Raw genomic sequence first — 18,488 nt, 5'->3', positions numbered from 1 at the left:
ACCGCCCGAAATTACCTGGCCGTCGTTACTCTCGCAGCCATCGTCTTATGGATGCGATAAATGTCCACACCACCTAGTGCGCGACAGACAACGCGGCGGCCGGGCATCGAAACGCCGGCCGCGCCGATCATTGCAAGACCATCAGCATGGCGAGCGAACGGACCGGCCATGCGCGAGCGAATGGCTCAATTGCAAACCTGCACCGGCCGAACGCGCCAGCCATACGGTGTCATCACGCCGCGGCGCACGACGTAACAGCCGCCGTAACCGTAGCCGTAGCCATCGTCATAGCCGTAGCCGGCGTAGTATGGATTGCCGTAGTAGCCGTCATAGTAATCGTAGGCGCCATAGCCCAGCCCGAAGCCGACCGCTGCCGCCGCGAGCGGATAGCCCCAGCCGCCGCCCCAGCCGCGCCGATAGTAACCGCCGTTCCAGCCGCCACCACGCCAGCCTCCGCCGTGCCAGCCGCGGCCGGCCCAACCGCCGCCGCCGATCGCAGCCGACCGGAAGCCACCGCCTCCGCCCATCGCCCGGAATGCAGCGCCGCCGCCGTGGAAGCCGCCAAATCCGCCACCGCCGCGGAAGCCGCCGCCACCATGAAAGCCGCCGCCACCGAAGCCACCGCGTGCCGACGCAGCATCGACGGTGAACAGACCGACCGAGGCCGTCGCCAGCAAGGCAATCATCGTTTTACGCAACATTACCCGTTACTCCTCTTTTCAAAGGCTTTGTTTTCAAGCCTCCTCCGCCGCGTCCTGCGTATGCTAGCTCAATCTAGGACCGCGGTTTCTACCGCGCGCCTATGTCGCGCTCACATCTGCGCGACCCGCGTTCATCAAAGCACGGCCTTCAGAAGTTAACAGCCGCGGCAGATGCCTTTCGTACGGCGCTCGACTTTTTCGTTCTCGTCGGCGATGGCCTTGTCGACGCTCTCGGTCGTCGTTGCCGATCCGGTGGTAACGCCTCTGCCGGTATTGGGGCCGCCGGAGGATTGCGCGGTCCCGGCGCTGTTGGTCCCGGCCGGCGGCGACGTGGCTTGCGGCGATGTCGGGCTGGCTGACGAAGGGCTGCCGGTCCCGGCGCCGCTCCCGGTACCTTGGGCGACGGTAACCGCGGGCGTCAGCACAATCGCGATTGTCGCGAGCGCGGTGGTGACAGATAATTTGCGCATGGCAATTCTCCCTTGCGGACGTCAACGAGTCCGCAAAACGCCGGTTCCCGCAGGCGTTGGAGCAATACAGTTTGGGAGCAATGCAATTTGCGCAAGCTGATCGAGTTTGACGACGACACTTTCGACAAGCTGAAGCAACTCGGGCGCGACCGGATGGCGACCTTGCAGGAGCTCGCCGACGAAGCTTTCGCCGACCTGCTCAAGAAGCACGGCATTCCGATCGACCTGAAGGATGCACTGCGCAAGAGCGCAAGACTTCAGGAGGCAACGAGACTACAGGCAACGAGACCGCAAGACGCAGCGAAGCCTCGCACCGCCGCACCGAACGCCGCGCGCAAGCGCGGCCGCAAGCGCTGAGGCCTCAGCCGATCTTCTTCAGTCCCGTTTTGTATTGCGGGCCCCTGATGGCGTAGGACTTCGCCGGCCGCGACAGCGCTTCGGCCTGCGCCGCGTCAAGCGTACGCACCACACGCGCGGGCGCACCGATGATCAGGGAATTTTCCGGAAACTCCTTGCCCTCGGTGATGACGGAGCCGGCACCGACCACGCTGCCGCGCCGGATCCGCGCGCCGTTCATCACGATCGATCCCATCCCGATCAGCACGCCGTCTTCCAGCGTGCAGCCGTGCACGATCGCATTGTGGCCGATGGTGACGTTGTTGCCGATGCTGAGGGGAAAGCCGGGATCGACGTGCAGGGTGGAATTGTCCTGGACGTTGGAGCCCTCGCCGATCTCGATCCACTCATTGTCGCCGCGCAGCACGGCGCCGAACCAGACGCTCGCGGCGGACTTGAGGCGGACCTTGCCGATTACCACGGCATTGTCGGCGATGAAGTAGCTGCCGTCGGGGGGAAGATCGGGCGCCTGCCCGTCGAGTTCGTAGATCGCCATTGAGGTCTCCCTGGAGCGTTTTCGAGCGAAGTGGACACCGGTTCGCGTGAAGAAAACGCGTCGAAACGAAAATCCAGAGCTTCGGCTTCTGATTCAATCAGAACCGAAGCCCTGATCGCAGGAGACCTTGGCACGACGGCCGACATGGTTTCAAGCAAGCGCGACCGTGATCGGCCGCGGATCATGATCGGATCAGGCCAGCACGCCCGCAGCGCGCAGCGTCATCACGAAGAAGGTGCCCGACATCAGGCTCCAGAAGCCGGAGATGACGGTTGCCATCATCACGAATTCGAAGCGGCGGCGCTCGATGCGCGCCCCGCGCAGCGTGTTGCGCATGATGATGAACGGTGCGGCGAAGACGAGGAACGGGACCGCGGCGAAGGTCTTCGGCGCCGCGCCCTCCTGCAGCAGACCGAAACCGGCCGGGCGCTCCGCCATCGCCTGGTAACCGTTGGCCAGCGCGCCCGCGAGCGCGAAACCGATCAAGAGCGAGAACAGGGAATTCAAGGTATCGGGCGACATCGGAACTTCCGCTACGCAACAGGCCACCCGCCCTGCTTCGCAGAATTGGCAGCCTGCCGCCACATCATCCTTAAGGAAAGGTTAACCGGACACATCAGGCGCGGCGTTTGCGCATGGCCATTCGGTCCCGGATTCCATTGGAATCGTACGGAAATTCCCCGCTACGTGGCATATTCGGCAGATGATTCGGCCACTCCCGACCTGATCTCAGCCTCGCTCATGACGCTTCTCTCGACCGCCCAGCATCTCGCCCGCGACACCCGCCGCAACCCGCGCGCGCATCTCGTTCCGATCATCGCCTCGGCGGTGATCGCGGCGGGCGCGGTCGCGCTTGTCGCCTATCTGCTGTGGCCGACCTACACGACCATCCCGCCGAGCGATCCGTCGCGGCTGCCGGTGAGCGTCGGCGGCACGCTGTTCAACGTGCCGACGATGGCGGTGCGCATGAAGATCCAGCGCCACTCCGGGCCGCAGGAGCGCGTCGATCTGAGCTTCCTCTATCCGTCGCTGGACGCGCCCGCCGCGCCGAAGCACTACAGCGCCGATACGGTCGATGACAAGGTGCAGCCGATCGACAGGATCTTCGTATCGATCGCGGCGCACCACGATTCACTCGCGCCGGACATGCGCCTGCGCACGATCTATCCGCGCTATCTCGACGAGCGCGCAAACATTGATGACGGCCTGACGGCGCGCGCGTTCCGCGACGGCACGCCCTATGGCGGCGAGGACCTGTTCACCGCGAGCGAGCCGCAGCTGACCGCGCGCTGCACGCGCGACACCTCGACGCCCGGCATGTGCCTGAGTGAGCGGCGCATCGACGGCGCCGACCTGATCTTTCGCTTTCCGCGCAGCTGGCTCGCGCAGTGGCGCGACATCGCCACCGCGATGAACCGTCTCTCCGCGCAGATGCACAACGCGAAGGGATGACACTGTCATTGCAAGCGGAGCGACGTGTCCGCGAAGGATGGTCGCTCCAGCGCAAAATCGCTCTGCAATTTTGTCGCGAGTTCGTCGTAACGACGTGTGAAGGCGAGGCTGTTCCGCCTTACTCGGCCAGATCCTCTTCCAGGATGGCCATCTGGAACTGGAACGAGCGATCATCGTCCTCGTCGTCGACGAACAGCACGCCGATGAACTCCTCGCCGATATAGACCTCGGCCGAGTCGTCCTTCTTGGGCCGCGGCACCACGCGGATCTTGGGATTGCTGAACACGCGTTTGAGATACGCGTCGAGCTTCCTGACTTCCTGAACGTCCACGGCCGTCTCCAATCGGGTCGATGATTTTCGGGGGAGTTTTAGGACGAGACGGCAAAGATCGCCAGAGCCTTTTCAGGCTTTGGCGACGTGATGTTGCGCACACGACTCTCGTTTTGTGCTTTGTGGCGTTTTCTTCACGCGAACCGGCGCCCACTTCGGTCAGGAACGCGCCGCGATCAGAAAGCGAGTGAAATCAAAGCCCGATCGCGCCGAGCATCTGGTCCATGGTGCGCGACGGCTCGGCACAGCCGGCCTCGCCGACGATTTTCGCCGGCACGCCCGCGACCGTGACGTTGTGCGGCACCGGCTTGACCACGACCGAGCCGGCCGCGATGCGCGCGCAATGACCGATCTCGATATTGCCGAGGATCTTGGCGCCGGCGCCGATCAGCACGCCGTGGCGGATCTTCGGATGGCGATCCTCGTTCTCCTTGCCGGTGCCGCCGAGCGTGACGCCATGCAGGATCGAGACATCGTCCTCGATGACCGCCGTCTCGCCGCAGACGAAACCGGTGGCATGATCGAGGAAGATGCCGCGGCCGATCCTGGCGGCCGGGTTGATGTCGGTCTGGAACACGGCCGAGGAGCGGCTCTGCAGGTAGAAGGCAAAATCCTTGCGGCCCTTCTGATAGAGCCAGTGCGCGAGACGGTGGGTCTGCAGCGCGTGAAAGCCCTTGAAGTAGAGCAAGGGATCGATGAAGCGCGAGGTCGCCGGATCGCGGTCATAGACGGCGACGAGATCGGCGCGGAACGCGTTGCCGATATCGGGCTCATCGCGCAGTGCCTCGCCATAGGTCTGGCGGATCAAGTCGCCCGACAGCGCGGCGTGATCGAGCCGCTCGGCAATGCGATGGACCACCGAATCTTCCAGCCGCTCATGATGCAGCACGGTCGCATAGATGAAGGATGCGAGTTCCGGCTCGCGCCGCAGGATGTCCTCCGCCTCGCCGCGGATTCGATCCCAGATCGGATCGAGCGCCGCAAGCTTGCCTCCCTGCGGATTGACCTGATGAACTGCCATAGCTGCTCTCGCAATTCGGTTGTTCTGATGTGCGTTATAGCACGATGGACCCAGCGCGTCCCGGGATGGCTCAGTACGGTAAACCCCAGCCGAACACCCCCGGGCCGGCGTCTAGGGGAATTGGTCGGGATTTTGCCGAAATCAAGCCGTGCTTCTGCAACTATTGGCGGATTTCGTCCCCCGTGTGGTTTTGGGCATGGTCGGCCCCAATAAAAGGGGGAAAATCATCAATACCCGGAGTTTAGGTGCCCGCCTGACCGATGCACGGTCGGTCTGGATCGCGACCATTGCCATCCCCCTCCTGCTGCTCGCCCCTGCCTTCTGGAACGGCTATCCGCTGCTCCAATGGGATACCGGCGGCTATCTGGCGCGCTGGTATGAGGGTTACCTGGTGCCGAGCCGGTCCACGGTATTCGGCATCTACCTCCATGTCGGCGAGACATCGGATTTCTGGCTCAACCTCGGCATCCAGACCCTGGCGACGCTGTGGATCCTGCAACTGACGCTGCGCGTGCTCGGCCTCGCCCGGCCGGTCCGGCTGATCGCGATCTGCCTCGCGCTGATCGCAACCACCGCCTTGCCCTGGCTGGACAGCATGCTGCTGACCGACATCTTCGCCGGCCTTTCGGTGCTCGCGCTCTTCATCCTGATCCTGCACGGCGAACGGATCTCGACGCTGGAGAAGGCGGTGCTGTTCGGGTTCATCGCGTTCTCGGCCGCCACGCACAGCGCGACGCTGGCGGTGCTGCTCGGCCTGTGCTGCGTCGGCTGGATGCTGCGTCCATGGCTCGGGCAGCGCATCCCGTTCGCGGGCCTCGTGCAAGGCAGCCTGACCACCGTCGCCGGCGCGGCGATGCTGCTGGCGGCGAACTTTGCGCTGTCCGGACAGCTGGCCTGGACGCCCGGCGGCTATGGCGTCGCCTTCGGCCGCATGCTGCAGGATGGCATCGTCGCGCAATACCTGCACGATCATTGCGCGACGGAGAAGCTAAAGCTCTGCCCCTATCGCAACGAGTTGCCGCCGACCGCGGACGACTTCCTGTGGGGCCACAGCATGTTCAACACGCTCGGCCGCTTCAAGGGACTGAATGACGAGATGGGCACCATCGTGCTGCGCTCGCTGGCCGAATATCCGGAATGGCAGGCAAAGGCGGCGCTGACGGCAACCGCCGACCAGCTCATGCACGTCGCGACCGGTGAAGGCACCAATGGCTGGATCCCGCATACCTACGGCATCATCGAGCGCTACATTCCCAAACAGGTCCGGCCGATGCGCGCGGCGCGGCAGCAACGCTGGCATCTCGACTTCACCGCGATCAACCGCATCCACGTGCCGGTCGCGCTGGGCTCGATGCTCCTGGTCGTCATCCTGTTCGGCCGCGGCCTGTGGCAGCGGCGGCTCGACGATCTGACGCTGCTGGCGGGCACGGTCACGCTCGCCCTGCTCGGCAATGCCTTTGTCTGCGGCGTGATCTCGGGACCGCACGACCGCTACGGCGCGCGCATGGTGTGGGTCGCGACCTTCGTGGTGCTGATCGCGGCCGCGCGCGCCTTCGCCAGGGATGAAGCCGACGATCTATTTTCGCCGCGACAGGAAATCGGTGACCCCGGTCTTGTAGACCTTGTCGCCGACCGCCCGCATGTGATCGCGGTTCGGAATGTCGAGCACCTCCGAACCCGGAATGATCCGGCCGAGCGCTGACGCCGAGCCCGCAATCTCGTCCTTGCTGCCGACCGCGATCAGAACCGGCACGCGGATGCCGGCCGCCTCCTCGCGCGTCATCAGGCGGCGCGAGCCGCGCAGGCAGGCGGCGAGCGCGCGGCGGTCGGAGCGGGTCTGATCGGCAAAGGCGCGGAAGGTACGGCCGACCGGGTCGGTGACATCGTCGAGCGACGGCGCCTCCAGCGCCAGCGCGACCGCCTCGCCGGGGCCGCCGCCCTCGATCAGTCCGATGCCGATCCCGCCAAGGATCGCCGAGCGCACCCGATCGGAATTCTCTCGCGCCAGGATCGCGGTCATCCGCGAGCCCAGCGAATAGCCCATGATGTCGGCGCGCGCGATTCCGAGATGGTCCATCAGCGCAATCACGTCGCCGGCCATGGTCGCGATCTCGTACTGCGCGGCATCGTAGAGCTTGGCGGATTCGCCGTGGCCACGATTATCGAGCGCGATCACCCGACGGCCGGCCTTGACGAGATCGGACACCCAGGTCGGGTAGATCCAGTTGACGTTCTTGCTCGAGGCAAAGCCGTGCACCAGCACGATCGGTTCGCCCGCGCCTTCGTCGATAAAGGCAATTTCAACATCGCCGTGATGGAAACTCGGCATCATCCATTCCGTTTGTTCTTGGGATTTGCGATTGGCGATCGGACAGGCGACCGCAAGCCTAACCCTGGGCGGGCATACTCGCCAAGGTAGCCTGAGCGGCCATCTGCTGCTTCAGGCGCAGCGCCTTGCTTCGTCTGAGCCACCAGGCGGTGGCCCGTTCGGTGGTGGCCTTGATCGACGACAGGAAGCCGAACAGCGCCAGCAGCGCGCCGAACAGCCACATGGTGAGATTGAATGCGCCGGCCGCCAGCAGCAGCGCGCCGCGGCCGAGCAGCTTCAGGATCGCGCGGGTCTGGCCGCCCTTGACCTCGGCTATCCGCGCCGCCCGCGCGATCTCCCTCGGATTCTCGGCGACCTTCAGCGTATCCCGCGCAGCGCGAACCCCGGCCGCCTCGCCGATGCGCCCGACGTCCTTGGCGACGCGCACCAGCGCGCCGGCCTTCTCGGCGCGGAAGGCCGCGCGGATCGCGGTTGCGGTTTGCACCGGCCGCAGCACCGAGCCGGATGCGACCGCCTCGCGCAGCGCCGGCTGGTCGACCACCTCGCGGGTCGAACGCCCGGCCCATTCGATCATCCCCTCGCTCAGCCGTCCGGCCTTGCGCGTATCCTTGACCAGCGTCAGCCCGGCGCGCAGCGGCCCGGCGCCGCCGACCGACACATAGGTGGCCGCGGTCACCGCGAGCCCGGCGGCCGCGAGGCCGAGCACCAGCTGGTCGGTGTCCTCGCCCATCACGAGGTGCTTGCCCTCGCGCACGACGTCCCGGACATCACCGAATACGAACAGGTCGCCGGCGACCGTGCCGGACAGGCTTGCGACATCGTCGGCATTGCCGGTCACCAGGCCGGTGGCGAACCCCTTGGCGTAATGCATGCTGGATGATTGCTCGGCGCGCGCGTCATCGACGCGCTTGGTGAGATCGTCACCAAGTGCGATGCTCTTCTCGCCGGCGAGTTCGACAAAGCTGGCCGCAAGGTCGGCATCGCCGGAAGCCAGTGCCGCCTCGATATTGTCCGCGATCAACGCCGGGTTGTTGCGCAGCACGGAATTGAGCCTGATGTCGGCGAGCGCAGCGGGATCGTCCCGCGCCGCCAGCACGGTGCCGGCGTCACGGGCGTGCGGCCAAATAGCCGCGCCCACGGCAGCACTTGCTGCCACGCCGACCACCGCCAAGCTGACGCGCACCCGATTCATTCCGATAAAACCTCTAGTTTTATTCGCCTTGGAGATAGTGTGCCGTTTTTGCGACACAACGGCTCCGACCAAAGGAGGGCTTCTCTGGGACGACAAGATTGTGTCGAATTTGCATGAGCAAATGAGCCATCGGGGCTCTAGGAATCAACTGTTCCCGCCAGTATGGTGCGCGGCATTTCGCGATGCCGCATGCTGTTGATTGCGTCTGCCCATCGTTGCCATCAAGGTGAGAATATGTCCGACCACGTCGTCCCGCACTTCCATAACGATGCCGGTGTCTCGGTGATCGAAATCGGATCGCAGGAGTTCATGTGCGTCGGCGCCAACCCGCCGTTCGACCATCCGCACGTGTTCCTCGACCTCGGCAACGACAACGAGATTATCTGCCCGTACTGCTCGACGCTTTATCGCTTCGCATCCGACCTCGCGGCCGGCGAAGCGCGGCCGCCGGAATGCGTGCTGAAAGACAAGGTCGCCTGACCGCTCCGTGGCGCTGACGCGAACCGTCATCGTTGCGGGCGCCGGGATCGGAGGACTGACGGCGTCGCTGACACTGGCGGCACAGGGCTTTCGTGTCGTCGTGCTGGAGAAGGCCGAACGGCTCGAGGAAGCCGGCGCCGGCATCCAGCTCTCTCCCAATGCCAGCCGCATCCTGGTCGAGCTCGGGCTCAAGGAACCGCTTGCGCGGCGCGCGGTCACGCCTGAATCCGTCAACATCCTGAGCGCGCGGGCCGGTGGCGAGATCGCACGGATGCCGCTTGGCCAGGCCGCCGAGTTCCGCGCCGGCGCACCCTATTGGGTGATCCACCGCGCCGATTTGCAGGCCGCGCTGCAGGCCGCCGCGAGCGACCATCCCGATATCGATCTGCGGCTCGGCTGCCAGTTCGAGGATGTGACCAAGCATGCGCGAGGCCTCACCGTCGTGCAACGCCGCGGCAATTCACGGCAGGAGGAATTGGCCGTCGCGCTGATCGGCGCCGACGGCATCTGGTCGTCGGTGCGCGGGCATTTGTTTCCGGATGCACAGCCGCAATTCTCCGGCCTGATCGCCTGGCGCGGCACGCTGGACGCCACCGCCCTGCCGCGTGAATACACCGCACCGCGCGTGCAGCTCTGGATGGGACCGGACGCGCATCTCGTCGCCTATCCCATCTCGGCCGGACGCCAGATCAACGTGGTCGCGATCGTATCGGGCACCTGGAACCGGCCGGGCTGGAGCGAGCCCGGCGACATCAACGAGATCAAGGGTGCATTCGCCACCGCGCGCTGGCCCGCGACGGCGCGGATGCTGATCGGCGCGGTCGACGGCTGGCGCAAATGGGCGCTGTTCACCCTGCCCGACATCGGCCGCTGGAGCGAAGGCGCGGTGACGCTGCTCGGCGATGCCGCGCATGCGATGCTGCCGTTCGCCGCGCAAGGCGCCGGCATGGCGATCGAGGATGCGGCCGTGCTCGCCAAGGCCTTGAGCGACAGCACCGGGGAAAACACCGCGGGCATTCCCGCCGCGTTGACGCGCTACGCACGGGTGCGACGCGGGCGCGTGCTGAAAGTGCAGCGCCTGGCGCGACAGCAGGGCCGCATCTATCATTTGCGCGGGCCGGCGGCGATCGCGCGCGATCTGGCGATCCGCGCCATCGGTCCGGAGCGGATGCTGGCGCGGCAGGACTGGATTTACGACTGGCGCGCCTGAGCTCGGCCAATCACGACCGACCCGTCTGGAAACGCCGGCTTAGTGGACGAGGCCCCGTGGCGCGCGCGGGCCCTTCGCCGCCGGCGTGGGGGCAGCGGGGGCAGCGGCCGCAGGCGTGTCCGGCGTGCTTTCATGGCACCTGCCTTTGCGCCAGGCCTCATCCGCCAGCTTCTGCTGGGAGTGGATCGAGATCAGCTCGTTGCGATAGACCATCTCGGAGACGACAGTACCGCCGACGCCGGTCTCCGCCTTGGCCATCAATTTTTCCTGATCCGCCGCGCGGGTCTTGAGATTGCTGCGCTCGTTCTCGAGCTGCTTGCAATCATAAAGCTCGTACTTGGCGGGATCGGCGAATGCCGACGGTACGGTGTCGCCGATTTGCGCGCAGCCGGAAACGCCCGCGGCCGAGGCGAGCAGCGCGATGACGGCCGCCGCGCGCGACAGCTTCAGGCGGCGTGGGAAACGAACGGACATTCAGCTTTCTTAACCGGACAGTGTTGAGATTGCCTAAAGCAGCCACCGGTGTCCGGATTGAGGCTCAATCGCGGCGGCGCGCTGCTTATCCCAATGCCCGGCCGCCGAGGCAAATGGAATTGCGGGCCGCCGCTTAAGCCTTTGAAAGCTCACCTGTTAGCACCGGATAATGACAATTCCACTCCGCGCCCAAACGCGCTAGAAATCGACGCGCCTGGCGCAACGCGGACGTGGCGGAACTGGTAGACGCAAGGGACTTAAAATCCCTCGATGGCAACGTCGTGTGGGTTCGAGTCCCACCGCCCGCACCAACCTTCGCATGCCACGCGCACCCGAGCGGGCCAGCGTCGTGTTTTCCGGCTGTGGCGCAGTTCACACACCGCGGTCGCTGTCTGTCGTAGTCTTGCCCGCATTGGAAATTCCGGCCGCGGATTTTCGCGGCTGTTGCATTTCGAAATCAATTTTGGTCGGAGGCGGCGATGGAGATTGCAAACTGCAATCGGATTGCGAAGGGCAATCGGATTGCCAGCGAAACGGCGCGCGATCATGGTGCCTTTACTCTCCAGCATGGCGACGATGCGGCTCATTGCAGCAACGGGCTCGATGCACAGAAATTCCGCGACGCTGCGCCCGACGACCGCGCGATCTACCGGCGATGGATCCGCGGCGCGATCATGGTGTACGGACTGCTCGCGTTTGCCGCTGGAGCGGCGGTCTGGATGAGCGGAACCGGCATCGGACCGACGCAGCTCACGAACCTGTCGAGCCCGAGCAGCATGAGACCAGATCACGGCGATTAGCGGTCGCCGGTTCGGAACCCGTGCACTGCGTATTCGTTGTCATGCCGCAATTGGAGCATGACGATGCCGAACGACGATCCATCCGCGCAGCGCGCAACCGACCAACCCGATCAGCGCAAGGAGCGCCCCTCCCCGCCGCAGCACGCACCACAAGGCGGACCACCGCTCAGCGACGGATTGGAGCAGCTCCGCGACAGCCACACCTGACACGCGACAGCGCGAAAAGAAAATGGCCGGGACAAGTCCCGGCCATTTGTTTTTGCGTCAAGCCGCAAGCTTACTCGGACTTGTCGATATTCCAGAAGATCGGCGTCGCCGGGCCGTCGAGCACACCGGTCAGCGACTTCCGCCACGCGCTCGGAATGGTGTACTGGCCGAGCGGAACGTAGATCACCTGATCGTAGGCCTCGGTCTGGATTTCCGCGGCGATCTTCTTCTTTTCCTCAGCCGAGCCGGCGCGCGCGAACTTGTCACGCAGCTCCTCGATCTTCGGGTCTTCGGCCCAGCCGAACCAGCCGCCATTCTTGCCGCGACCGGTGATCGACGCGTTGACGATCGGATCGGAAACGTCGGCCGCGACCCAGTTGGTGAAGAACATGTTCCAGCCGCCTTCCTTCGGCGGCTTCTGGCTGGCGCGGCGGGTCACCACGGTCTGCCAGTCCGTGGCCTGCAGGTCGACCTTGAAGCCGGCCTCGCGCAACTGCTGCGCAGCCACGACCGGTTGGGCTTTCAACGTCGTGACGTCGCCCGGCGCCATGATCACCACGGGGGTGCCGTCATAGCCGGATGCGGCAAGCGCCTTCTTGGCTTCCGCCAGGCCGTTGCCCTTCACCAGCGTTTCGGCCCCGACGTCGGTCTCGAGCGGCGTGCCGCAGACGAAGAAGGCGCCGCAGATCCTCTGGTACTTGGCGTTGCCGACCAGCGCGTCGAGCACGTCCTTCTGGTTCATCGCCAGGAACGCAGCCCGGCGCACCTTCGGATTGTCGAACGGCGGATAGAGGAAGTTCATGCGTCCGAGGGTCTGGAAGCCGAACTTGTTGAGGACGTCGATCTTGAGATCCGGATTGGCTTCGAGCACCGGCAGCATGTCGAACGGAAGGTTCTCCATGAAATCGATGTCGCCGGATTGCAACGCGTTCACCGCGGTCTGCGCATCGGCCATCGTGACCCACTCGACGCGGTCGACCTTGACCACCTTGCCGCCTGCGGTCCAGCTCGCCGGCTCCTTGCGCGGCACGTAGTCCTTGTTCTTCTCATAGACCGCCTTCACGCCCGGCTGGAATTCCGCCTGCACGAATTTGAACGGTCCGGAGCCGATCTGTTCCGGGATCGGCTTGTCCGGCGGCGTCTCGGCCAGACGCTTCGGCATCATGAACGGCACGCGCGATGACGGCTTGCCGATCGATTCCAGCACGAGGCCGTAGGGTTCCTTCAGCTTCAGCGTGATGGTCTTGGCGTCGGTCGCCTCCAGGCTCGCGACGAAGTCCATCAGCTTCTGGCCCATGCCGTCGACCTTGCCCCAACGCTGCAGCGAGGCGACGCAGTCTTCCGCGGTGACCGGCGCGCCGTCGTGCCACTTCAGACCGTCGCGCAGCGTGAACGTGTAGGTCAGCTTGTCGTCGGAAACCTTCCAGTCCGCCATCTGCGGCTGGATCTTGAAATTGGAATCCGTCGCCAGCAGCGTGTCATAGATCATGTAGCCATGATCGCGGGTGATGTAGGCCGTGGTCATGATCGGATCGATGACGCGCAGATCCGAGTGCATCACCGCGGTGATGGTCTTGCCCGCGGCCATCGCCTGCGGCGCGAATGACAATTCCTGCGGCGCGAACGACAGCGCGAGCGCCGTCAACGCGGCCGCTAGCGTGCGGTGTTTCCAACGCGAGATAGGGAACATGCAATCTCTCCTGACGTGTAACTGGTCAAAGCCGGCTTATTCGTTATGCATGTGGTTCGTTATTTAGGCGAACTAACATGCTGTATGGCTTGTGAAATCGAGACTTGCACCAAGCGCCAAGCGCGTCAATCGGTTTCAGGTCGCATCGGACGTACACAAACGAATGAGGCCGCGCGCCAGATTTTGGCTTTACAAAATCGTCGGCTGAGATTTTCGTAACGCGCGCGCGATGCCGGCGCCGTCAGAACAACAAGAGAGAACAACGATGAACCCCGCCAATCTCCCCTTTGATTCCGAAACGATGCTGCAGGGCCTGCGCAGCTGGGTGGAATGCGAAAGCCCGACCTGGGACGCCGCCGCGGTCGAACGCATGCTCGATCTCGCCGCCCGCGAGATGGCGATCATGGGTGCGACGATCGAGCGCATCGCCGGACGCCAGGGCTTCGCGGGCTGCGTCCGCGCCCGTTTTCCCCATCCGAAACAAGGCCAGCCCGGCATCCTGATCGCCGGCCATCTGGACACCGTTCACCCCGTCGGCACCATCGAGAAGCTGAAGTGGCGGCGCGAAGGCAACAAGTGCTTCGGGCCGGGCATCTTCGACATGAAGGGCGGCAACTACCTGTCGATCGAGGCGATCAGGCAATTGGCGCGCGCCTCCTTTACGACTCCGCTGCCGATCACCGTGCTGTTCACCCCCGACGAAGAGGTCGGCACGCCGTCGACGCGCGACATCATCGAGGCGGAAGCCGCGCGCAACAAATATGTGCTGGTGCCGGAGCCCGGCCGTCCGAATAACGGCGTCGTCACCGGCCGCTATGCGATCGCGCGCTTCAACCTGGAAGCCACCGGCAAGCCCAGCCATGCCGGCGCAACGCTGTCTTCCGGCCGCTCCGCGATCCGCGAGATGGCGCGGCAGATCATCGCCATCGACGGCATGACCACCGAGGACTGCACCTTCTCGGTCGGCATCGTGCATGGCGGCCAGTGGGTCAATTGCGTCGCGACGACCTGTACCGGCGAAGCGCTCAGCATGGCCAAGCGCCAGGCCGATCTCGACCGTGGCGTCGAGCGCATGCTGGCACTGTCGGGCACCGCCAACGACGTGACCTTCAAGGTGACGCGCGGCGTCACCCGCCCGGTGTGGGAGCCCGATGCGGGCACCATGGCGCTCTATGAAAAGGCAAAAGGCCTTGCTGCAGCGATGGGTCTCGATCTGCCGCACGGCAGCGCCGGCGGCGGCTCAGACGGCAACTTCACCGGCGCGATGGGCATCCCCACGCTCGACGGCCTTGGCGTTCGCGGCGCCGATGCACATACGCTCAACGAGCACATCGAGGTCGACAGCCTCGCCGAACGCGGCCGCCTGATGGCGGCACTGCTGGCGACGCTGGACTGACATCGATTTGCACTGCACAACACGTTGGCACTGCCGGATCGAAATTTAGCCTTGTCCATTTTTGAGGCTTCGCCTACGGTCCGGCCGTCCAACGCGACGATGCGGGAGAGATCGAAGCGACAACAATCGTGTTGTTGGCTTCGGCGCCGACGGAGCAACCGCCCCGGAAACTCTCAGGCAAAAGGACTGTATCGTCAGGACGATCTGGAGAGAGACGAACATGGCCGCACATCAAGGGCCATGACGTCCACCGAAGGGGATAGTTCGCTTCTGGCCACAGCCCGATGCGGATCAAGCTCTCAGGTACCGTGACAGATGGGGCGCCGATGCCGGTTTCACCGGCGGTTCGGCGACTCTAACCCACGGGAGCCTGACAACTATCATGCCACACATCGCGATCATCGGCGCCGGCATCACCGGCGTAACGACGGCCTATGCCCTGCTTGAACGCGGCTACAAGGTGACTGTCCTCGACAGGCATCGCTACGCCGCGATGGAAACCTCGTTCGCCAATGGCGGACAACTCTCCGCCAGCAACGCCGAGGTGTGGAACAGCGCCGCGACCATCCTCAAGGGGCTGCGCTGGATGCTGAGAAGCGACGCGCCGCTGCTGATGAACCCGAAGCCGAGCTGGCACAAATATTCCTGGATCGGCGAGTTCGTAGGCCACATCACGCGCTATCGCGGCAACACCATCGAGACCACGAAGCTCGCCATCGAAGCGCGCAAGCATCTGTTCTCGATCGCAGAGCGCGAAAACATCGCCTTCGATCTCGAACGCCGCGGCATCCTGCACGTCTATCACGACAGGGCCGGCTTCGAAGCCGGCCTCAAGGTCAACACGCTGCTGCAGCAAGGCGGGCTCGACCGCCGGCCGGTGACCCCGGACGAGATCCGCGTCATCGAACCCGCGCTGCAGACAACCTGCTATGGCGGCTTCTTCACGCCGTCGGACGCGACCGGCGATATTCACAAATTCACGCGTGGGCTTGCCGACGCCTGCATCCGCCGTGGCGCGAGCTTCGTCCATGAAGCCGACGTCGACACGATCGCACACGGCGATGACGGCTTCCGCATCGGCTGGAACGAAGCTGCTTCACATGATGCTGCGGTCGCGACGCGCCAGCAGCTACAGGCGGACGGGATCGTGATTTGCGCCGGCGTGGCGAGCCGCCACTTCGCCAGCCTGCTCAACGACCGCGTCAATGTCTATCCGGTGAAGGGCTATTCGATCACGGTGCAGCTCGATGCGCCGCAAAGCCGGAATGCGGCCCCAACCGTCAGCCTGCTCGATGAAGCTGCGAAGATCGTCACCAGCCGGCTCGGCGCCGACCGCTTCCGCGTCGCCGGCACCGCCGAGTTCAACGGCTTCAACCGCGACATTCGCGCCGATCGCATTCAACCGCTGGTGGACTGGGTGCGGCATCATTTCCCGGAGATCGACACGTCGAAAGTCGTGCCATGGGCGGGCTTGCGCCCGATGATGCCGAACATGATGCCGGTGGTTCGCGCCGGACGGATTCCGGGCGTGTTCTACAATACGGGCCACGGTCATCTTGGCTGGACACTGTCGGCGGCGACGGCGCAGATGGTGGCCCAGGCGATCGACGATTGGCGCGACCTCGACACGCCGCCGATGGCGCCGACGTTCGGTGCCGGGCTCGACGTGCCCGCCGACGCGCGCAAAGCTGAAATCAATCCACCTTCCAGTGGACTGCTTCAAACTTCACCGGAGGAATAATCGCGGCCAACAGGACTGATTAGCTGCACCGCAAAATCCGCAGCACCGATGGCATGGGACTTGCTCAAGTTCTACCGTGAGTCTGCTACCATCTGTGCTACGGTCTGGTGTGCAACGGTCCCGCTGGGGACTTCATCGACCACAACCCAACGGATCAAATTTGCTCGGATATCTGCTTCGCCGCATCCTCGCCGCCATTCCCGTGATGGGCGTGGTGGCTCTGTTCGTGTTCCTGTTGCTGCGGCTGACGCCGGGCGACCCGGCCGCCATCCTCGCCGGCGACAACGCGACTCCCGAACAACTCGAACGCATTCGGACCTCGCTTGGTCTGAACGAGCCGATCTACATCCAGTTCTACACCTGGATCGCCAAGTTGCTGCACGGCGACCTCGGCGTCTCCCTGATCTCGAACAAGCCGATCCTCGAAATGATCGTCCCGCGCCTCGAGCCCTCGATCTCGGTCGCGCTGGCCACCATCATCCTCTCGATCCTGGTGGCGGTGCCGCTCGGCGTGATCGCGGCGTGGAAGCACGGCACCTGGATCGACCGCTTCGTGATGGGGCTTTCCGTGCTCGGCTTCTCGGTGCCGGTGTTCGTCATCGGCTATGTGCTGATCCAGATCTTTGCGATTGATCTGCGCTGGGTTCCGGTACAGGGCTTCAAGAGCATCTCGGCCGGCTTCGGTCCGTTCTTCCAGCGCCTCATCCTGCCGACCTGCACACTCTCCTTCATCTATGTCGCGCTGATCGCACGCATGACGCGGGCCTCGATGCTCGATGTGCTCGGCGAGGATTACGTGCGCACGGCGCGGGCCAAGGGCATCGGCGAGACCGGTGTGCTGCTGCGCCATGCGCTGCGCAACGCCGCCGTGCCGGTCATCACGGTGATCGGTTCCGGCTTCGCGCTCTTGATCTCCGGGGTCGTCGTCACCGAAAGCGTGTTCAACCTGCCCGGCATCGGCCGCCTCACCGTCGATGCGGTGCTGGCGCGCGACTATCCGGTGATCCAGGCGATGATCCTGTTGACGTCAGGTATCTACGTCGCGGTCAATCTGTTGATTGACCTCGCCTACACCCTGCTCGATCCTCGTATCCGGTACTGAGCAATGGCGATCGAAACCCTTCCCGAATCCTCGCTTCCCGTCACCCGGCCGTTCCGCGTCAAGTTCGGCTTCCTGACGTCGACGCCGATCATCGCGATTGCGACGATCAGCCTCGCCCTCATCATCCTGATGGCGATCTTCGCACCGCTGCTTGCGCCGCATGATCCTCTGCTGCTGACGCCGTCGCAGCGGCTGAAGCCGTCGAGCGCGCAATATCTGCTCGGCACCGACGCCTATGGCCGCGACCTGTTGTCGCGCATCATCTACGGCGCACGGATCTCGCTGGTGATCGGGCTCGGCGCCGCCGTCTGCTCGATCGCCATCGGCCTTCTGATCGGCCTCGTCGCCGGCTTCTTCCGCTGGGTCGATGCGGTGCTGATGCGCGTGATGGACGGCTTGATGGCGATCCCCGCCATCCTGCTCGCGATCGCCGTGGTGTCGCTGTCGGGCGCCAGCATCTGGACCGTGATGGTCGCGATCACCATCCCCGAGATCCCGCGCGTGGCGCGGCTGGTGCGCTCGGTGGTGCTGACCGCACGCGAGGAACCTTATGTCGAGGCCGCGATCTCGCTCGGCACCAGCCTGCCGAAGATCATGTGGCGGCATTTGATGCCGAACACCATCGCGCCGCTGATCGTGCAAGGCACCTATGTCTGCGCGTCCGCGATCTTGACCGAGGCGATCCTGTCGTTCCTCGGCGCCGGCATCTCGCCGGAAACGCCGACATGGGGCAACATCATGGCCGAGGGCCGCGCCTATTTCCAGGTCAAGCCGTCGCTGATCTTCTGGCCGGGGCTGCTGCTCTCGATCGCCATTCTCAGCGTCAACCTGATCGGCGACGCCGCCCGCGACGCGCTCGATCCCCGCATGAAGCAGCGTGAGGGCAAGTGACGGCTTCAGCTCTTCTGAAGCCGTCATTCCGGGGCGATGCGAAGCATCGAACCCGGAATCTCGAGATTCCGGGTCTGGTGCTGGCGCACCATCCCGGAATGACAGTGGG

The 18,488-nt window shown here is 64.6% G+C and carries 20 protein-coding genes, 1 tRNA gene, 1 pseudogene and 2 riboswitches; of the genes and pseudogenes, 12 read left to right on the top strand and 10 right to left on the bottom strand.

Translation table 11 applies throughout. The features are described from left to right. Positions 1–185: 185 nt before the first annotated feature. Positions 186–701, bottom strand: coding sequence for a hypothetical protein (locus tag Q2M23_RS39030; protein ID WP_141341161.1), 516 nt, complete (start codon positions 699–701; stop codon positions 186–188). 155 nt (positions 702–856) lie between these two features. Continuing rightward, complete coding sequence (locus Q2M23_RS39025) at positions 857–1,171, bottom strand: hypothetical protein (protein ID WP_057019070.1); 315 nt, start codon at positions 1,169–1,171, stop codon at positions 857–859. Between the two features lie 87 nt (positions 1,172–1,258). Here Q2M23_RS39025 and Q2M23_RS39020 point away from each other — a divergent pair, with 87 nt between their 5' ends. After that, the gene (locus tag Q2M23_RS39020; protein ID WP_316398887.1) at positions 1,259–1,528 is read left to right on the top strand and encodes a hypothetical protein; all 270 of its coding nucleotides are present in this window, start codon (positions 1,259–1,261) and stop codon (positions 1,526–1,528) included. Positions 1,529–1,532: 4 nt separating this feature from the next. Here Q2M23_RS39020 and Q2M23_RS39015 read toward each other — a convergent pair whose 3' ends face one another. Both Q2M23_RS39015 and Q2M23_RS39010 read right to left on the bottom strand, forming a co-directional pair. Then, on the bottom strand, positions 1,533–2,063 hold the full coding sequence (locus tag Q2M23_RS39015; protein ID WP_316398886.1) for a gamma carbonic anhydrase family protein: 531 nt from the start codon (positions 2,061–2,063) through the stop codon (positions 1,533–1,535). 192 nt (positions 2,064–2,255) lie between these two features. Then, positions 2,256–2,585 (bottom strand): DUF6949 family protein, encoded by a 330-nt coding sequence (locus Q2M23_RS39010; protein ID WP_028336117.1) that lies wholly within the window; start codon positions 2,583–2,585, stop codon positions 2,256–2,258. A 219-nt stretch (positions 2,586–2,804) separates the two neighbouring features. On the opposite strand from Q2M23_RS39010, the gene Q2M23_RS39005 reads away from it, so the two are divergent. Further along, positions 2,805–3,515, top strand: coding sequence for a hypothetical protein (locus tag Q2M23_RS39005; RefSeq protein WP_316398885.1), 711 nt, complete (start codon positions 2,805–2,807; stop codon positions 3,513–3,515). 118 nt (positions 3,516–3,633) lie between these two features. Here Q2M23_RS39005 and Q2M23_RS39000 read toward each other — a convergent pair whose 3' ends face one another. Together Q2M23_RS39000 and cysE are read right to left on the bottom strand one after the other, a co-directional pair. Continuing rightward, complete coding sequence (locus tag Q2M23_RS39000) at positions 3,634–3,846, bottom strand: DUF3126 family protein (protein ID WP_021077729.1); 213 nt, start codon at positions 3,844–3,846, stop codon at positions 3,634–3,636. Between the two features lie 193 nt (positions 3,847–4,039). After that, on the bottom strand, positions 4,040–4,867 hold the full coding sequence (gene cysE / locus Q2M23_RS38995; RefSeq protein WP_076830155.1) for a serine O-acetyltransferase: 828 nt from the start codon (positions 4,865–4,867) through the stop codon (positions 4,040–4,042). Between the two features lie 196 nt (positions 4,868–5,063). Between cysE and Q2M23_RS38990 the strand changes: the two are divergent. Then, positions 5,064–6,440 (top strand): annotated as a pseudogene (locus Q2M23_RS38990) (hypothetical protein); the annotation flags it as partial. Between the two features lie 3 nt (positions 6,441–6,443). On the opposite strand, the gene Q2M23_RS38985 reads toward Q2M23_RS38990, so the two are convergent. Further along, the gene (locus Q2M23_RS38985) at positions 6,444–7,196 is read right to left on the bottom strand and encodes an alpha/beta fold hydrolase (RefSeq protein WP_076830251.1); all 753 of its coding nucleotides are present in this window, start codon (positions 7,194–7,196) and stop codon (positions 6,444–6,446) included. Positions 7,197–7,254: 58 nt separating this feature from the next. Next, positions 7,255–8,388 (bottom strand): hypothetical protein, encoded by a 1,134-nt coding sequence (locus Q2M23_RS38980; RefSeq protein ID WP_316398884.1) that lies wholly within the window; start codon positions 8,386–8,388, stop codon positions 7,255–7,257. A gap of 234 nt (positions 8,389–8,622) precedes the next feature. On the opposite strand from Q2M23_RS38980, the gene Q2M23_RS38975 reads away from it, so the two are divergent. Both Q2M23_RS38975 and Q2M23_RS38970 read left to right on the top strand, forming a co-directional pair. After that, positions 8,623–8,868 (top strand): zinc-finger domain-containing protein, encoded by a 246-nt coding sequence (locus Q2M23_RS38975; protein ID WP_018272338.1) that lies wholly within the window; start codon positions 8,623–8,625, stop codon positions 8,866–8,868. 7 nt (positions 8,869–8,875) lie between these two features. Then, positions 8,876–10,078, top strand: coding sequence for an FAD-dependent monooxygenase (locus Q2M23_RS38970; protein ID WP_316398883.1), 1,203 nt, complete (start codon positions 8,876–8,878; stop codon positions 10,076–10,078). Positions 10,079–10,117: 39 nt separating this feature from the next. On the opposite strand, the gene Q2M23_RS38965 is transcribed toward Q2M23_RS38970, so the two are convergent. Further along, positions 10,118–10,552, bottom strand: a complete 435-nt coding sequence (locus Q2M23_RS38965; RefSeq protein WP_016843796.1) for a hypothetical protein — start codon at positions 10,550–10,552, stop codon at positions 10,118–10,120. Positions 10,553–10,776: 224 nt separating this feature from the next. On the opposite strand from Q2M23_RS38965, the gene Q2M23_RS38960 reads away from it, so the two are divergent. From Q2M23_RS38960 to Q2M23_RS38950, 3 genes are all read left to right on the top strand, one after another. Beyond that, positions 10,777–10,863, top strand: a tRNA-Leu gene (locus tag Q2M23_RS38960). A gap of 168 nt (positions 10,864–11,031) precedes the next feature. Next, positions 11,032–11,352: a hypothetical protein gene (locus Q2M23_RS38955; protein ID WP_316398882.1), complete on the top strand. Its 321-nt coding sequence runs from the start codon at positions 11,032–11,034 to the stop codon at positions 11,350–11,352. A 63-nt stretch (positions 11,353–11,415) separates the two neighbouring features. Next, complete coding sequence (locus Q2M23_RS38950; protein ID WP_156436404.1) at positions 11,416–11,559, top strand: hypothetical protein; 144 nt, start codon at positions 11,416–11,418, stop codon at positions 11,557–11,559. 70 nt (positions 11,560–11,629) lie between these two features. On the opposite strand, the gene Q2M23_RS38945 is transcribed toward Q2M23_RS38950, so the two are convergent. Further along, positions 11,630–13,249: an ABC transporter substrate-binding protein gene (locus tag Q2M23_RS38945; protein ID WP_057019080.1), complete on the bottom strand. Its 1,620-nt coding sequence runs from the start codon at positions 13,247–13,249 to the stop codon at positions 11,630–11,632. Between the two features lie 265 nt (positions 13,250–13,514). Here Q2M23_RS38945 and Q2M23_RS38940 point away from each other — a divergent pair, with 265 nt between their 5' ends. The 4 genes from Q2M23_RS38940 (at position 13,515) to Q2M23_RS38925 (ending at position 18,379) form a co-directional block, all read left to right on the top strand. After that, on the top strand, positions 13,515–14,645 hold the full coding sequence (locus tag Q2M23_RS38940) for a M20/M25/M40 family metallo-hydrolase (protein ID WP_026192961.1): 1,131 nt from the start codon (positions 13,515–13,517) through the stop codon (positions 14,643–14,645). Between the two features lie 92 nt (positions 14,646–14,737). After that, positions 14,738–14,844, top strand: a riboswitch (glycine riboswitch). A gap of 3 nt (positions 14,845–14,847) precedes the next feature. After that, positions 14,848–14,962, top strand: a riboswitch (glycine riboswitch). Positions 14,963–15,027: 65 nt separating this feature from the next. Continuing rightward, complete coding sequence (locus Q2M23_RS38935) at positions 15,028–16,386, top strand: D-amino acid dehydrogenase (protein ID WP_141341168.1); 1,359 nt, start codon at positions 15,028–15,030, stop codon at positions 16,384–16,386. 160 nt (positions 16,387–16,546) lie between these two features. Beyond that, complete coding sequence (locus Q2M23_RS38930; RefSeq protein WP_028336105.1) at positions 16,547–17,488, top strand: ABC transporter permease; 942 nt, start codon at positions 16,547–16,549, stop codon at positions 17,486–17,488. Between the two features lie 3 nt (positions 17,489–17,491). Then, complete coding sequence (locus tag Q2M23_RS38925; RefSeq protein ID WP_229190462.1) at positions 17,492–18,379, top strand: ABC transporter permease; 888 nt, start codon at positions 17,492–17,494, stop codon at positions 18,377–18,379. Positions 18,380–18,488 lie beyond the last annotated feature (109 nt).

The sequence above is a fragment of the Bradyrhizobium sp. 33ap4 genome (assembly GCF_032654765.1).
Classification (GTDB): domain Bacteria; phylum Pseudomonadota; class Alphaproteobacteria; order Rhizobiales; family Xanthobacteraceae; genus Bradyrhizobium; species Bradyrhizobium australafricanum.
Note: the sequence above shows the minus strand (reverse complement) of the source record. Positions and strands in the feature narration are given on the sequence as shown.

Coding starts and splice junctions, on each gene's coding strand:
- Q2M23_RS38925 (WP_229190462.1), top strand. CDS start 17,492: ATGGCGATCGAAACCCTTCCCGAATCCTCGCTTCCCGTCACCCGGCCG.
- Q2M23_RS39025 (WP_057019070.1), bottom strand. CDS start 1,171: ATGCGCAAATTATCTGTCACCACCGCGCTCGCGACAATCGCGATTGTG.
- Q2M23_RS38985 (WP_076830251.1), bottom strand. CDS start 7,196: ATGCCGAGTTTCCATCACGGCGATGTTGAAATTGCCTTTATCGACGAA.
- Q2M23_RS39015 (WP_316398886.1), bottom strand. CDS start 2,063: ATGGCGATCTACGAACTCGACGGGCAGGCGCCCGATCTTCCCCCCGAC.
- Q2M23_RS39010 (WP_028336117.1), bottom strand. CDS start 2,585: ATGTCGCCCGATACCTTGAATTCCCTGTTCTCGCTCTTGATCGGTTTC.
- Q2M23_RS38975 (WP_018272338.1), top strand. CDS start 8,623: ATGTCCGACCACGTCGTCCCGCACTTCCATAACGATGCCGGTGTCTCG.
- Q2M23_RS38940 (WP_026192961.1), top strand. CDS start 13,515: ATGAACCCCGCCAATCTCCCCTTTGATTCCGAAACGATGCTGCAGGGC.
- Q2M23_RS38955 (WP_316398882.1), top strand. CDS start 11,032: ATGGAGATTGCAAACTGCAATCGGATTGCGAAGGGCAATCGGATTGCC.
- Q2M23_RS38935 (WP_141341168.1), top strand. CDS start 15,028: ATGCCACACATCGCGATCATCGGCGCCGGCATCACCGGCGTAACGACG.
- Q2M23_RS39030 (WP_141341161.1), bottom strand. CDS start 701: ATGTTGCGTAAAACGATGATTGCCTTGCTGGCGACGGCCTCGGTCGGT.
- Q2M23_RS38980 (WP_316398884.1), bottom strand. CDS start 8,388: ATGAATCGGGTGCGCGTCAGCTTGGCGGTGGTCGGCGTGGCAGCAAGT.
- cysE (WP_076830155.1), bottom strand. CDS start 4,867: ATGGCAGTTCATCAGGTCAATCCGCAGGGAGGCAAGCTTGCGGCGCTC.
- Q2M23_RS38950 (WP_156436404.1), top strand. CDS start 11,416: ATGCCGAACGACGATCCATCCGCGCAGCGCGCAACCGACCAACCCGAT.
- Q2M23_RS38965 (WP_016843796.1), bottom strand. CDS start 10,552: ATGTCCGTTCGTTTCCCACGCCGCCTGAAGCTGTCGCGCGCGGCGGCC.
- Q2M23_RS38945 (WP_057019080.1), bottom strand. CDS start 13,249: ATGTTCCCTATCTCGCGTTGGAAACACCGCACGCTAGCGGCCGCGTTG.
- Q2M23_RS39005 (WP_316398885.1), top strand. CDS start 2,805: ATGACGCTTCTCTCGACCGCCCAGCATCTCGCCCGCGACACCCGCCGC.